General features: G+C 41.8%; 14 protein-coding genes. All 14 read right to left on the bottom strand.

What is annotated here, in order from left to right; genetic code table 11:
- Nucleotide 1 precedes the first annotated feature (1 nt).
- Entirely contained in the window at nucleotides 2-1744 is a 1743-nt protein-coding gene (locus tag G601_RS0115350; RefSeq protein WP_051206006.1) for a DAK2 domain-containing protein, read from the bottom strand.
- A gap of 57 nt (nucleotides 1745-1801) precedes the next feature.
- The gene (locus tag G601_RS0115345; RefSeq protein ID WP_026490647.1) at nucleotides 1802-2164 is read right to left on the bottom strand and encodes an Asp23/Gls24 family envelope stress response protein; all 363 of its coding nucleotides are present in this window, start codon (nucleotides 2162-2164) and stop codon (nucleotides 1802-1804) included.
- Between the two features lie 111 nt (nucleotides 2165-2275).
- On the bottom strand, nucleotides 2276-2461 hold the full coding sequence (gene rpmB / locus G601_RS0115340) for a 50S ribosomal protein L28 (protein WP_026509265.1): 186 nt from the start codon (nucleotides 2459-2461) through the stop codon (nucleotides 2276-2278).
- Between the two features lie 149 nt (nucleotides 2462-2610).
- On the bottom strand, nucleotides 2611-3144 hold the full coding sequence (locus G601_RS0115335) for a hypothetical protein (protein WP_026665883.1): 534 nt from the start codon (nucleotides 3142-3144) through the stop codon (nucleotides 2611-2613).
- A 22-nt stretch (nucleotides 3145-3166) separates the two neighbouring features.
- Entirely contained in the window at nucleotides 3167-3565 is a 399-nt protein-coding gene (locus tag G601_RS0115330; RefSeq protein WP_026490645.1) for a GerW family sporulation protein, read from the bottom strand.
- Between the two features lie 15 nt (nucleotides 3566-3580).
- Nucleotides 3581-4612, bottom strand: coding sequence for a hypothetical protein (locus tag G601_RS0115325; RefSeq protein ID WP_026665882.1), 1032 nt, complete (start codon nucleotides 4610-4612; stop codon nucleotides 3581-3583).
- Nucleotides 4612-4881, bottom strand: a complete 270-nt coding sequence (locus G601_RS0115320; RefSeq protein ID WP_081673554.1) for a hypothetical protein — start codon at nucleotides 4879-4881, stop codon at nucleotides 4612-4614. Before G601_RS0115320 ends, G601_RS0115325 begins: the two co-directional genes overlap by 1 nt.
- A gap of 83 nt (nucleotides 4882-4964) precedes the next feature.
- Nucleotides 4965-6380: a peptidoglycan D,D-transpeptidase FtsI family protein gene (locus tag G601_RS23630; protein ID WP_051205910.1), complete on the bottom strand. Its 1416-nt coding sequence runs from the start codon at nucleotides 6378-6380 to the stop codon at nucleotides 4965-4967.
- Nucleotides 6364-7635 (bottom strand): FtsW/RodA/SpoVE family cell cycle protein, encoded by a 1272-nt coding sequence (locus G601_RS23625; RefSeq protein WP_242834432.1) that lies wholly within the window; start codon nucleotides 7633-7635, stop codon nucleotides 6364-6366. Before G601_RS23625 ends, G601_RS23630 begins: the two co-directional genes overlap by 17 nt.
- A 96-nt stretch (nucleotides 7636-7731) precedes the next feature.
- Nucleotides 7732-10089, bottom strand: a complete 2358-nt coding sequence (locus G601_RS0115305; protein WP_026665880.1) for a peptidase U32 family protein — start codon at nucleotides 10087-10089, stop codon at nucleotides 7732-7734.
- A 47-nt stretch (nucleotides 10090-10136) separates the two neighbouring features.
- Entirely contained in the window at nucleotides 10137-10544 is a 408-nt protein-coding gene (gene zapA, locus G601_RS0115300) for a cell division protein ZapA (RefSeq protein ID WP_026490641.1), read from the bottom strand.
- Nucleotides 10545-10658: 114 nt separating this feature from the next.
- A complete protein-coding gene (gene ruvB / locus G601_RS0115295; protein WP_026490640.1) occupies nucleotides 10659-11696 on the bottom strand; it encodes a Holliday junction branch migration DNA helicase RuvB in 1038 nt (345 codons plus the stop codon).
- 18 nt (nucleotides 11697-11714) lie between these two features.
- Nucleotides 11715-12335, bottom strand: coding sequence for a Holliday junction branch migration protein RuvA (ruvA, locus tag G601_RS0115290; protein WP_026665879.1), 621 nt, complete (start codon nucleotides 12333-12335; stop codon nucleotides 11715-11717).
- A 23-nt stretch (nucleotides 12336-12358) separates the two neighbouring features.
- The gene (locus G601_RS0115285) at nucleotides 12359-13747 is read right to left on the bottom strand and encodes a GGDEF domain-containing response regulator (RefSeq protein ID WP_026665878.1); all 1389 of its coding nucleotides are present in this window, start codon (nucleotides 13745-13747) and stop codon (nucleotides 12359-12361) included.
- Nucleotides 13748-13751 lie beyond the last annotated feature (4 nt).

Genomic DNA, 13751 nt, shown 5'->3' with positions numbered 1-13751 from the left:
CTTACTCCGCACTCACAATATAATAGTAAATCGGCTGACCACCATACTGAACCTCAACATCACAGTTGGGGAACTTGGAAGTAATACTCTCGCAGAGAGCATCAGCCTCTTCCTGTTTAATATCTGAACCATAGTATAAGCTGATAAGCTCAGTAGTATCATCTGCGATCTTATCAACGATCATCTCAGTTACTTCAGCAATATCACCGCCGACACCAAGGATTCCGCTATCGCCGATTCCCATGTAGTCACCCTGCTTGATTGTAACATTATCGATCATAGTGTCACGAACAGCGTAGGTAACTTCACCTGTCTTAACAGTTGTTATTGCTTCTACCATGCCTTCTTCATTTTCCTTAGCGGAAACGCCGGGCATGAAGTTGATTGCAGCTGTGATACCCTGAGGAACAGTCTTGGTAGGAATAACAACGATTTCCTTATTCTCACCCTTATCCTCCATCAATATCTTAGCCTGGTTAGCAGCAAGAATGATGTTCTTATTGTTAGGAAGTACAAATACTGTATCAGCGTCAACCTTCTCAGCAGCTTCGAAAATGTCCTCTGTGCTGGGATTCATGGTCTGACCGCCTTCGATTACATAGTCAACGCCAAGTCCTCTGAAGATCTCAGCAAGTCCATCACCTGCACATACAGCAACAAAGCCGATTTCCTTGTGCTCTGAATTTACAAACTTATGCTCTTCTTCCTTAGCTGCACCTGTAGTGCTCTCCTTAAGCGGAATGTCATCACCTGCACTATAGGTAGGTGTAGACTCAGCAGCACCGTTGATCTCAGTTTCAATCTCAGCGTATACGCCGTTCTGCTGCTCATGGAAGAGCTTCTCACGGTGCTCCATACGCATATTATCAATCTTCATATTGGAAAGCTGACCATACATAAGAGCTCTCTGAATAGCAAGTCCGGGATCATTGGAATGAACGTGAACCTTGCAGATCTCGTCGTCTGCAACCATTACGATACTGTCACCGATCGATTCAAGGAATGCCTTGAAGTCAATTTCCTGCTTAACATTAAGAGGCTTGTTAAGAAGAACGATAAACTCAGTACAGTAACCGAACTTAATATCAACCTCAGCTTCTGCCTTGGCTCTGCTTGCAACAGGTGTTGCTGCAGCTTCATCAACAGTATAATCAACCTCTTTGCCAAGGAATGCGTCAACAGCGCCCTTAAGGACCTGCATAAGTCCCTGTCCGCCTGAATCAACAACGCCTGCCTGCTTTAATACAGGAAGCATCTCAGGAGTCTTGGCAAGAACCTCATCACCATATTTGATAACTTCTTCAAAGTAAGGAGCAAGTTCCTCAGCACCTTCCTTGGAGAGCTCCATAGCTCTCTCAGCCACGCCCTTGGCAACTGTAAGAATAGTACCTTCCTTAGGCTTCATAACTGCCTTATACGCAGTCTCAACAGCCTTATCAAAGGAATCAGCGATAATTGCTGCATCAAGCTCTTCGTAATCACGAATGCCCTTTGTAAAACCTCTAAGGAGCTGTGAAAGGATAACACCGGAGTTACCTCTTGCACCTCTCATGGCACCAGAATAGATATTCTTAGAAAGTGTTCCCATATCTACATCATCAGGAAGTGCCTTTACATCCTTAGCTGCAGACATGATGGTCATTGTCATATTCGTACCTGTATCTCCATCGGGAACAGGGAATACATTAAGCTCGTTGATCCATTCTTTTTTCGCATTCAAATTACTAGCGCCCGCAAGAAACATCTTCTTTACATCAGACGCTTTTAATGTGTTACTCAAAATTCTTACCCTCCTTGAACCTTAGTCGATGACGCGAACGCCTTCAACGAAGATGTTTATCTTCTCAATTTCAAGGCCGGTGAATTCCTCAACCTTGTACTTAACATTATCTATCAGATTGTCGGTAACAGCTGAAATGCTCACGCCGTAAGCGATAATTACATGAAAATCAAGAGTGAGCTTTCTATTAGGACCAACAGTAACATTAATTCCTCTTTTGATGTTGTCCTTCTTTAAAAGACTAACAAGTCCCTCAGCAACATTTACATTAGCCATGCCGACGATACCAAAGCATTCATTGGCAACAGCCCCTGCATACTGAGCAATTACTTCATTATCTATTGCGATACTGCCCATATGGGTATTCATTGAAGTAGACTTCATACTACACCTCCATTAAAATTGCATATAAGAGATTATAAACTAATTGTGCAAAAAATAGAAGTAAAAAAGGACTCACCTCAGTGAATCCTTTAATAATCAAATCTTAATGAATTAAGCACGCTCAACCTTTTTTGATCTGAGACAGCTTGTGCAAACGTTCATTCTCTGTGTTCCACCGTTAACCTTAACAGCAACCTTATGTACGTTAGCATTCCAGATTCTATTGCTCTTTCTATGGGAATGGCTTACGTTGTTACCGAAATGAACGCTCTTGCCGCATACTTCACACTTAGCCACTTTGACACCTCCTTATAAGCCATATTTTAATCAAATACATCACGCGAATAGATAAATTTCACTAATAAATATTCGCAACATGAGATATCATAACAGAAAAGTTGAGCAAATGCAAGCAAAATTTATTTACAGCTGATATTAAGTTGTAATCAGGCCTTCATATATGAATCAAACTGTCTGAGAAGTATGTTATACTCCTCGTTTATCATATCGCAGACTCTGTGATCACCGCACATATTATCGGGATGATATATCTTCATCAGATCCCTGTAACGCTTTTTGAGCGCTAAAAGAGAATTAACGCCCTGGAAGAAAAATTCAGCTCTGCTGTACTCATCCTCACGAAGGAAGCCTCTCTCCTGTTCGAGCTTTTTCCATTCACGCTCGATTTTCTTTCTGTCAGCATTGAGCTTATCAAAGCCATCCTTGAGAATCTCTATCTGCTGATCAAAGAGAGCCTGATCGTCCTTGAACTTCTGCTTATCATGCTCGAACTGGCTTCTCTCAAACTGAAATTTCTGACGGAACTTATTCATCTCGTCCTCAATCTCAGCAACCTTTGTGTCGACAATGCGCTGCTCCTGCTCAAGTCTCTGGCTCTCCTTGTAGATCCAGAGCTTCATCTCGAGAAGCTCCTCCTCTGTTGCCTTGTCGATTCTTTCCTCACTTAGAAACTTTTCCATACGGAACCCCCTATACTACAAATTAACTCAGGTTCTCATCTTCAGGAAAGGCAATATCTACCGCGCTGTCATCATCCATCATGTCATTACCGCGATTCATGAAGCGATCTGCTATATCAGGAACAAGATCGAGTACTTTCGTAACAGCATCCTGATTCTTGATATTAACAAGCTTAGTCTGACCGTTTTTGATTACCAAAACCGCACTGGGCGACATTTTGGCTGCAAAACCGCCTGCTCCGGAATTCTTCTTGTCGGCATCACTGGCACCTGCACCTACACCAAAGGACACATCAACCAGCGGAACGATTATAGTGTCACCAACCTTAGTAGCTTCTCCAACTACAGTCTTGGCTCCCATAATCTTATTCATACCGCCCATCAGAGAATCTACAACGGAATTAAAATTTGAATCTCCCATATAATACTCCCCAACTTATGAATCTAATATTTTCTTAAAACGTCTGTAGGTCTTCCTTACGTCCTTATTAAAATAGAGAACTCCGGCAGCCCAAACTATGGTAAATACGGTTATCCTGCCCTTTAATTGTACTTTCCCTGCAAGTATCTGCCTCTCAAAATCAGGAGTAAGAAATACCTTATTAACAAGTACAGGATACATAACACCGTAAGCAGCCAGTATATCTGCGGTTATCGTAGGATCGCTTGTCCCCACAAGAAAATCCGCACTGAATTTCCTGGGCAATATCATTTTCAGAACCCGGAAAATCTGCTTCTTGGTAACCTCGAAAGCACGCTTAAAAATGTCGTTAGATAGCGTATTTTTAACCATGTTTATCTTAGCATAAATTCTAGATATTGTATATTGTATTTTTTTGAATACATCCTGTGGTATTTTTATTATTTTCCCTATTGTATTAAAAATATCGCCAATGAATTCGAAGAAGTCTTTGCCATCATCGTCATCATCAAAGTCTTCATCATAGGATGCATTTTCTTCTTTAATATCAGATTCTGTGCTATCTTTTTCCTCTACAGGCTCCTCAAGAATCGCATCGCCCTTACCGGCTCCCTCTTCGCCATCTTCTTCCTTGTCAGGCTTTGCTTCAAAACCTTCTTCCTTCTCCAAAGCCTCCGCATACCCGGTTTCAGAGGGTTCGTAGGAATCCTCCTCAAAATCGTTATCATCCTCGTTCTCTAAATCATCATCTTTTTTCTTTTTCGGAGGAAAAACAGTAAAACATAATACTTTTACGGTAAACTCTTTTGACTCAGGGTAGTTTATACCGCCCCGAACAAGGTGTAAAAGCCAGCTAAATGAAGCATTTGCGGTCAGATTTTCAAGTATGAGCGAAGGTCCCTTTTCGAGATCCGTCTCCGCTATGACTGCATCTGCCTTATATCTTATTGGAACAAACAGAACACAAATTACTATCAGTAATAACAGCGCCAGTATTCCCAAAAGTACTAGCCCTGTTATTTTCAAGACTGTTAAAAAGATCCCCATTAATTATCCCCCAACGCGCTGTTTAAGTACCCTCTCACATCGCCAGTCATACCACTCTCATCAGCCTCAGCAAACATCTTAAGGACAATATCGAGAGCCTCCTTGTAGCTTCCGGCAATGCCGTAAATAAATGCGGGGTGGCGCTGATAATACTTCTGCTTCAATAAGGCACAGTGCTTAATCTCTATCTGCCCATCCGGTATTTCAGATGAAGTGATCACATAGATAAAAAGCTGTCCGGCGCCATGCTTAAGCTTCCACTTAACCATCGCAGGCCTTTTCACAGATTCCCCAATATAAAGATTTTTAGCAAAAGTACAAAATCCCCTTATAGACAAAACCTTTGACTCCTCTATTTCCCAAAGTAAGCATCGAAAATTCTCTTGGCAATCGGCACTGCATATTCACCGCCGGAGCCTGCATTTTCAACGATAATTGTCACAGCAATCTCAGGATTCTCTGCAGGTGCATAGCCTGTAAACCATGCGTGTGAGTCTGACGTGCTGTCCTTAAACTCAGCTGATCCGGTTTTTCCTGCTGCTGTGTATTCAAGCCCCTTAAGCCTTGAAGCGGTTCCTTCCTTAACAACCTTCTCCATCATGTTCTGAAGATAATATGCTTCATCTGAAGACATCAGGGTCTTATATTTTGATGGTTCAAACTCCTCTAATACCTTACCGTCCTCTGTCTCAACCTTTTCAAGAAGATAAGGCTTCATCAGTACTCCGTCATTGGCAATCGCAGACGTAATGAGATTCATATGAAGAGGTGTCACTGTAGTTGCACCCTGACCAATTCCAAGCTGCATCATATCGCCGTCCGCAAGCTTCTCATTACAGGTAGCTGTAGACACAGAATAATTCATATCCCACGGAAGCTCGGAATTAAACATCAGTCCTGCAAGAGTCTTCTCAAAGGAAGCCCTGTCAAGCTGCAGTGCGATATTCGCAAAGGATGAGTTACAGGATTTCGCAAAGGACCCCGTGAAATCAAGAGCTCCGTGACTCTCTCCATGGAAGCATTTTATCGTGTCGTTACCGCTAGTAAACTTACCATTACAATTATATCTGTAATTTAGATATTCATCACCCTTTTCTCTGTAATATTCAAGAGAAGTGACTATCTTAAAGGTTGATCCCGGAGGGTAAAGCCCCTGGGTTGCCCTGTTTAAGAGCTGAGTATTTTCCTTATCAGAGGTAATATCCTCCCACTCATCAAGGATTGTACCGGGATCAAAATCAGGCTTTGAAACAAGTGCAAGAATCTTACCGGTTTTTACATCCGTTACAATAATTGCTCCCTCTCTTGCAGATAAAGCCTCATAGGCTGTCTGTTGAAGATTCACATCAAGGGTGGTATAGACGCTGTCACCGGGGAATTTCAGCTCATTTTCCTTGGCCTTGGCCTTACTCTTTAAGGTAGCGTGGGAATTAATGAGGTAGTAATTCGCAAGGTTCTCAATGCCGCTTCTTCCGTTTACCGAAAAGCCAACCACATGTGAAAACACCTTACCAAAGGGATATTCTCTCGATTCATTTCCGTTTGCATCCGTTACGGTTTTTGCAAGTATCTGTCCATCATTTGCATAGATTGTACCGCGGCTGTTTTTCGTCTTTAAAAGCTGCTGGTGGGCATTATAGGTGTTGTCCATCATTACTCGCTCATTACTTATGGCATATGAACAGATGTAGATGATCATTGTCAAAAACAGAAAAACAGTGGCACAGCCAATTATCATAATGGGATAAGATTTATTTTTTTCTTCCATTCATCTTCTCCCTCTTTTTTTCTAAATAAGCCTGATATCTCTCGTCGCTCCTTACAAGACATTCGCCCTCTACAAGCGAAAGCATGACGATAGTAACCATGACTGATGTTCCACCATAGCTTACAAGCGGAAGTGTGACGCCGGTAAGCGGAATAAATTTGGAATCTCCACCAACCGTGAGGAACACCTGGAATATGTAGGTTACTCCAAGTCCAACGCACAGAAGTCTTCCGAAATTATTCTTAATCTTATAGGCCTCTAAAAGTATCATCAAAAATGTTGATATGCAAACAGCGATAAGACAGGAGGCAAAGATAATTCCAAGCTCCTCTGCGATCGCCGCAAACATAAAGTCCTCTTCAACATAGGGAATTGAGGACGGTGTTCCGCCATATAAGCCAAGCCCCCAGAGACCGCCACCGCTTATGGCAAAAAGTGACTGGGTTATCTGGTAGCCTGTGGAATCGATCTCAGTCCAGGGATCCTTCCAGGCAAGGACTCTTTGCTGAACGTGAGGAAACAGCTTGTACGCAACAAAGCTCGCCGCAGCTCCCGAAAGGAGTCCTCCCAAAAAGTACAGTGGCTGATTGGTCGCAACAAAGAGCACACACAAATAAACAACAAAATAAATCAGCGCACTTCCAAGATCCTTTAGAAGAACCAGCACAAGCACATGGGCGGCAGCAATGGCCGTCACTATGCAAACCGTTTTAAAATCCTTCTTCTGTGCAAGGATCGATGCTATAAAAAATGCAAATATAATCTTTACTATTTCCTGCGGTTGGAAGGAAAGTCCTGCTATTCTGAAATTTATCTTGGAGCCGTTGGTAACAGAGCCGTAAATCAAAAGAATAAGAAGTACCGCCAGACCTATTCCTGCAAAAATCCATCCCATCCTTTCAAGGAAAGCACACCTGAATAATATCTCAGGAACAAGGAATGCAATAACAAGTGAAGCGCTGGCAATAATGAACTGCCTTATTCCCTTGCCATAGGAAATCCTCGTAATCATTATCATTCCGACCATCAGGAACATGCACATATTATTTATTAAAAGCCTGTTCCCGTCGGGGTATACCATTTTAAACATGGAAATGGTGCTGATAACTACCAGTGTCTGGATCATCAGCAGCAAAAAATAGCGCTTACTGCCCGTTTGGGCAATAATCTGAATAAAGCATGCAAACTGAGTGGCAAAAAGAGCAACGGTCTGAAGCGCATAAATCCACCCGCGTCTTTTTTCACCCTTGTACATAAACACCAGGAAGCTGAATAAAGTAAAAGCCGCCATGCTTCCTGTAATAACATATTTAGATATTTCAGTTAAGTATAATTCAATCATCGTGTAAGCTTAGTCCGCGCTTCTCTCAAAATGCCCAGCTGTATAATCCATAGCAGAAAGCACCTTATCCGCGTCCTTTGATCCATCCTTGTTATCGCTATATAAAACCTTCACATAAGCATCCAGAATATCAGAGACCTCTGAAGGCTTCTCAATAGTAAAATCAATCCTGTAAATCAGGTTATATTTATCTGCCATGCTCTTAAGCTTTTTGGTCTTTTTAAAAAGTGACACAGGAACACTGTTCCATATAATATTATTGCAATGCATGCAGTCATAAGAAACAGGGAGTCTTCTTCCTGTTCTGTCAGTTATTCCTGTATTCTCATAATCGCACAATGTTCCACGTTTTCCCGAACACTTATCCAATGTATTCTTTAAGCAGTTCGCAGTGAGCATCATGGGAACTCTGCCATATACCTGGATACCTGCAGGCTCCGGAGCACTATCAGGATCATTCATATAAGACGCTTTAAGTAAATCAGACATCTCATACGAGTTAAGCTCAAGGGGCAGATTAAAGCCCTTTAAATCGAGTTCTCCCACAGCCTCCTTGTACAGTGAAAATGCCTCATGATTCCAGATATAAAGGCCGTAATCAAGAACTACTTCTCCCTTGTATCCTGCATCCTTTACAAGCTTTAGCTCCTCTGTGCTTCTTACAAGAACGCCTTTAACCTTAAGTTCATCAGCCTTTTTAAGAATATCCTCCACCTCTTTATGTCCATTAAAGAAGTCTTCATTTCTCAAAACATAAGGAAGTGAAATATAGTAATCACAGCCCGAAATTTCCGGAAGTCTATTTTCTAAAAGAACAATTCTGCTATCAACATATATTCTTCCAAAAGCTTTGCCCTTACTAAAGAAATCGGCAGTAGCCTGTAGCTGGGACTGGTTCATTACTGATACGGCAATGCATGACTCTTTACCAGACTTATGCGGCGCTTCCTTTGTAGGAGCCTTTGCATCATCATCTAATCCAAACGACTCACTATTTGCAGTTTCTTCAGGAATTTTATAGCCAAGACTCTTTATTATCTCATTTTCAAGAGCTGTGCAGGCACTTCTTCTAAGCTCGTTAAGTGCCTTATTGGGCATAAAAATCCCCTTTGTATCCATATCTACAGACAACGAAGTAAGCATAAACGCAGTATTTCCAAACTTTGATAACTGCTTTTCAATATCCTCCTTTGTCATGGATCTCTTAAGAGCTTCCTGAACCACATCTCCCTTAACAGAGGCAGACACTTCGTTACCTTTTGCGTTTCCTATTGTCTTAATCGATAGCTCAGCAGGCTCATCAACTCTTAATCTGCAGGACAGTTCCACATCAATTTTCTTTTCACCAGTGATAAAGCGATTCCTTACATTCTCAAGAACCTTATCATCGGATCCATTATATGCAGGATTATCAAGGGTTATCATATCAGGACTGTTGTGCCTGAAATAATATCCCTCGCCAATCTCGGAACGAAGATATAATGAGGACAAAATCTTCCTGTCCTTATCTGAAGCTGTGAGTCTTATGCTGCCCTCTTTAAAATCAGGATCCTTTTCAGAGAGCTCATAATATTTATCAATATATTTGCGGTAAACGCTTGTAACACCTGCAGCATACTCAGGCTTTTTCATTCTTCCTTCAATCTTAAAGGAATCGATTCCAGCCTCGATAAGCTCAGGTATCCTGTCTACCATGCACATATCCTTTAAACTCAAAGGATAGCATTCACCCTTGTTAGCTGTCTTATAGGGAAGTCTGCAGGGCTGAGCGCAGCGGCCTCTGTTTCCGCTTCTCTCACCGACCATACTTGAAAACAGGCATGCTCCGGAGTAGCAGTAACACATAGCTCCGTGAATAAATGCCTCTATCTCAATACTCTTCCCATCATCGAACCTGCAGTTTTCATGGATACTTCTGATCTCAGACAGTGAGAGCTCCCTTGCAGGAACCACTCTTGATGCCCCAAGATCCATTAAAAGCTTTGCTCCCTTTTCACCCGTAATTGTCATCTGCGTGCTGACATGAAGCTCAACCCAGGGATAGGCTTCTCTTATCATTTTGAAGATTCCGAAATCCTGAATAATAGCTCCGTCAAGGCCCGCATAGGCAAAGGGTGCAAAGAATTCCTTAAACGCAGGTATCTCATTTTCCTTCAAAAGTGTATTAACAGTAAGATAAATCTTCTTGCCATGAAGATGAGCATACCTTATAGCCTTTATAACTTCTTCATTTGTAAAATTGTCGGCAAATGCCCTGGCTCCAAAGCCCTGTCCGCCCAAATAAACGGCGTCTGCTCCTGCATTAAAGGCACCGAGCATTGTCTCGTAATTACCTGCCGGCGCAAGAAGTTCAACTTTCTTAATCATTATATAACACCTCTAGCTAAAAAGGCTGCCCTGCGGCAGCCTCATTATCACTTTTTAAGAGTTTTAAGCTCTGTTTCCATCTGGATTATTTTTCTTGAATCCTCAGTGATATCTGACTGAAGGTTCTTCACATTTTTCTCTGTATTCTCAAGCTTAATCTGAGTAGCAATGAGCTCATGCTTTATATCATAGAGCTCCTTCTCCTTATCACTAAGCTGTCCTTCAAGCATCTCAACCTGTTTTTTAGCCTTAAAGTAATCATCTGCAATATTCAGCTGAAGAAGTACGTTCTGAGTATCAAGAGGCTGTCTCTTAAAACCGTCCATTTTGTTGTAATCAGCTATCTTATTATTTATGTAAGAAGCAACCTTCTGAAGATATTCCTCACTCTCATAACCACTTAAAGTAAAGACTTTACCTCCAATGATTACCTCAGTATCTGTCTTAGATGCCATAAATTTTTCCTCCCCACCTCAAACTCGAAAGTTATTTTTTATATTTTATACTTTCAAAGAGTGAGATTTCAATAGTATTGAATGTTATTTTATAGAGATAATATTACCACAATATCATGTATTTGTCATTGGCTGTAACCCAAGATGTGTATATGCAAGGTCTGTCACAACTCTTCCCCGGGGAGTTCTGTTGATCAGTCCGTTTTTCAAAAGATATGGCTCATAAACATCTTCGATGGTACCTGGATCCTCGCCTATTGAAGCAGCCAGGGTATCAAGTCCTGCAGGTCCTCCTCCGAATTTCTCAATAAGAGTAAGAAGAAGCGTCCTGTCGTTATGATCAAGTCCAAGCTTGTCAACATCCATAAGGTCAAGGGCTGTTCTTGCAACCTCCTCGGTTATAACACCGTCATATCTTACCTGTGCATAATCCCTTACTCTCTTAAGGATTCTGTTGGCGATTCTCGGCGTTCCGCGGCTTCTTCTTGCCATCTCCTTTGCGCCAAGGTCCTCTGCTTCAACTCCAAGAACCTTCGCTGACTGCATAATGATCTGCATCAGCTCCTCGGTCTCATAAAATTCCATTTTGTAAAGCATTCCGAATCTGTCACGAAGGGGTGCTGAAAGCATACCTGCTCTTGTTGTAGCACCTATAAGTGTAAAGTGCGGAAGGTCAAGTCTTATTGATCTGGCAGTCGGTCCCTTGCCGATCATAATGTCAATCTTGTAATCCTCCATTGCAGGATACAAAACCTCTTCGACCTGTCTGTTAAGGCGATGTATCTCATCGATGAAAAGAACATCCCCTTCTTTAAGATTATTTAGAATAGCTGCGATATCACCGGGCTTTTCAATTGCAGGTCCGCTTGTAACCTTGCAGTGAACGCCCATCTCAGCTGCAATGATCTCTGCCAGGGTAGTCTTACCAAGTCCGGGCGGGCCATACAATAAGATATGGTCAAGGCTCTGACCTCTCTTCTTTGCAGCCTCTATAGATATATTCAGGTTGTCCTTTATCTTGGACTGCCCAATATAATCCTTTAATTTCTTGGGTCTTAGTGACCCCTCTATTTTTCTATCCTCATCCAAAAAGCCAGCGCTGACTGCACCATTCCCTCTGTCAGCGGAAGTTTTTATCGATCTTTTTTCCATACAATCACCAACTCAATATCAGATTAATTCCTTTAAAGCGAGTTTAAGTATCGCCTCTGTGTCCTCAGCATCGGCATTTCCCGAAGCAATTACAGTTCTTACTGCCTTTGATGCTTCTGTGAGACCATAGCCAAGACTTACAAGTGCCTCTACTGCCTCATTAGAAGGAGTTTCATCACCACCCGGTACAGTAAGTCCCTCAACTGAGCCGCCGGCCTTACCTGCAAGAATATCATCATTGGATATCTTATCCTTAAGCTCAAGAACAAGCCTCTCAGCAGTCTTTTTACCGACGCCGGGAGCTTTACTTATAGCCTTTGAATCGCCTGAAATAATGGCGAATCTCAGATCATCGGGCGTCATTACCGATAAAATCGCCTGGCCGCCCTTAGGCCCTATTCCGCTTACGCTGATAAGGAGCTTGAAAAACTCAAGCTCATCCCTTGTAAGAAAGCCATAGAGATTCATGGCATCCTCACGCACACTCATATATGTATGAAGCTTAACAGCTTCACCCTTAGAAGGCAATCTGTCCGCAGTATAAGCAGAGATATTGACATTATAGCCAATACCTCCAACATCGATAACTGCCAGCAGATCTCTTTTTTCTTCAAGTATTCCGTTTACAAAAGCAATCATTTAAAGAGCTCCAATTCATTTTTTTAATTTCCGGAGAAATCTCCCGAACGTCTACGAGCACTGCCCTTATCCTCGACAGTAATAAGCTCAAACTCGTATGTCACATTGATCTTGGATGAAAAATCAAGCTGCTTCCAGGAGGTTATAATTCTTCCAATAACATTGTCGATATGCTTTTCATCAATGTCCGGGAGGAATAAGAAAAACTGATTTATACCGTTCTGCATCATGACATCACTTTTTCTAAGAGAATTTGTAAGGAAGGTTCCGAGCTTTTTCATATACTCAGTAAATTCAACCTCACTAATATCATCAGATGCAGGTGTGGCATTAAAAAGAACTTTATATGCAGTACTGTGATAGCTCTTGATATACCTCATCATATATCTGTAAATATGACTGAAGGCATCCTGGCCAACCCACATAGCACTGTTATAGGTCTCATTTTCTTTAAGGACATTACTTATTCTGTCAATCTCATCCTTGGAGGCAACATCATAAGTAATGATCTGATCCATGTTATCAGAAAAGATGTTATAGCCATGCTTACCATGCTGCTTAACCTGATAAAGCGCAGTATCAGCCTTTCTGAAAAGGATATCGTAATCTCTTCCATCGTCAGGAATGAAGGAAACGCCTATGGAAACACCAACATTAAATGGAATAAGGTCGCCCACCATCTCCTTCATGCGTTCCTTAAGCTCAGCATTAACACGTTCATTCAGAGAGCTTATACCTGTCTCGCCCTTAAAATTCTTAAGGAAGATAATAAACTCATCACCGCCGATTCTGCCGATAACATCCCTTTCACGGGTACTCTTTGTAATAATATCAGCAAAGGCTTTAAGTACCTCATCACCTTTATCGTGACCGTACAGATCATTTACCTTTTTGAAGTTATCAATATCAAGAATAACCAAAGCACCCTTTTCATTCAGGCACTTTTCCTTAAGCTTCTCATTAACAGCTGATTTATTCAAAAATCCTGTCAGCCCATCAATGGTAGCATCATTAATAAGCTCGCGGATTCGTGAGCGATTTTCAAGAACATTGAGAATTCTCTTTAAAAGGACATCCTCATTTAAGGGTTTATGAATAAAATCGACTGCTCCGAGGTTCAGAGCCTTGTTCTCTGCCTCCTTATCCTCGTCTGCAGTAAGAAAAATGACAGGAATCTCATCCTCCCCGCTTTCCTTCTCCTGTGCTCTAAGCTTTTCATACGCTTCAAAACCGTCCATTTCGGGCATGAGAATATCGAGAAGTATAAGATCCGGCTTATTATTTTTCAGATGCTCAAGAAGCTTTTTACCTGATTTTATAGCGGTAACACGTATATTGTTCTTGCTTAAAATATTCCCCGCAGCAAGAAGATTGGTCATGTCATCGTCAACAACAAAAACCCACCCAGCCATTGTC

It is taken from the genome of Butyrivibrio sp. FC2001 (genome assembly GCF_000424125.1).
GTDB lineage: Bacteria > Bacillota > Clostridia > Lachnospirales > Lachnospiraceae > Butyrivibrio.
This window is presented reverse-complemented; position numbering and strand designations above follow the sequence as displayed.

What these genes read in the sequence shown, in the direction of transcription:
- ruvB (WP_026490640.1), bottom strand. Translation starts at nt 11,696, where the DNA reads ATGGAAAAAAGATCGATAAAAACTTCCGCTGACAGAGGGAATGGTGCA.
- G601_RS0115305 (WP_026665880.1), bottom strand. Translation starts at nt 10,089, where the DNA reads ATGATTAAGAAAGTTGAACTTCTTGCGCCGGCAGGTAATTACGAGACA.
- G601_RS0115320 (WP_081673554.1), bottom strand. Translation starts at nt 4,881, where the DNA reads ATGGTTAAGTGGAAGCTTAAGCATGGCGCCGGACAGCTTTTTATCTAT.
- G601_RS0115335 (WP_026665883.1), bottom strand. Translation starts at nt 3,144, where the DNA reads ATGGAAAAGTTTCTAAGTGAGGAAAGAATCGACAAGGCAACAGAGGAG.
- G601_RS23630 (WP_051205910.1), bottom strand. Translation starts at nt 6,380, where the DNA reads ATGGAAGAAAAAAATAAATCTTATCCCATTATGATAATTGGCTGTGCC.
- ruvA (WP_026665879.1), bottom strand. Translation starts at nt 12,335, where the DNA reads ATGATTGCTTTTGTAAACGGAATACTTGAAGAAAAAAGAGATCTGCTG.
- zapA (WP_026490641.1), bottom strand. Translation starts at nt 10,544, where the DNA reads ATGGCATCTAAGACAGATACTGAGGTAATCATTGGAGGTAAAGTCTTT.
- G601_RS0115325 (WP_026665882.1), bottom strand. Translation starts at nt 4,612, where the DNA reads ATGGGGATCTTTTTAACAGTCTTGAAAATAACAGGGCTAGTACTTTTG.
- G601_RS0115345 (WP_026490647.1), bottom strand. Translation starts at nt 2,164, where the DNA reads ATGAAGTCTACTTCAATGAATACCCATATGGGCAGTATCGCAATAGAT.
- G601_RS0115285 (WP_026665878.1), bottom strand. Translation starts at nt 13,747, where the DNA reads ATGGCTGGGTGGGTTTTTGTTGTTGACGATGACATGACCAATCTTCTT.
- G601_RS0115330 (WP_026490645.1), bottom strand. Translation starts at nt 3,565, where the DNA reads ATGGGAGATTCAAATTTTAATTCCGTTGTAGATTCTCTGATGGGCGGT.
- G601_RS23625 (WP_242834432.1), bottom strand. Translation starts at nt 7,635, where the DNA reads ATGTACAAGGGTGAAAAAAGACGCGGGTGGATTTATGCGCTTCAGACC.
- G601_RS0115350 (WP_051206006.1), bottom strand. Translation starts at nt 1,744, where the DNA reads ATGTTTCTTGCGGGCGCTAGTAATTTGAATGCGAAAAAAGAATGGATC.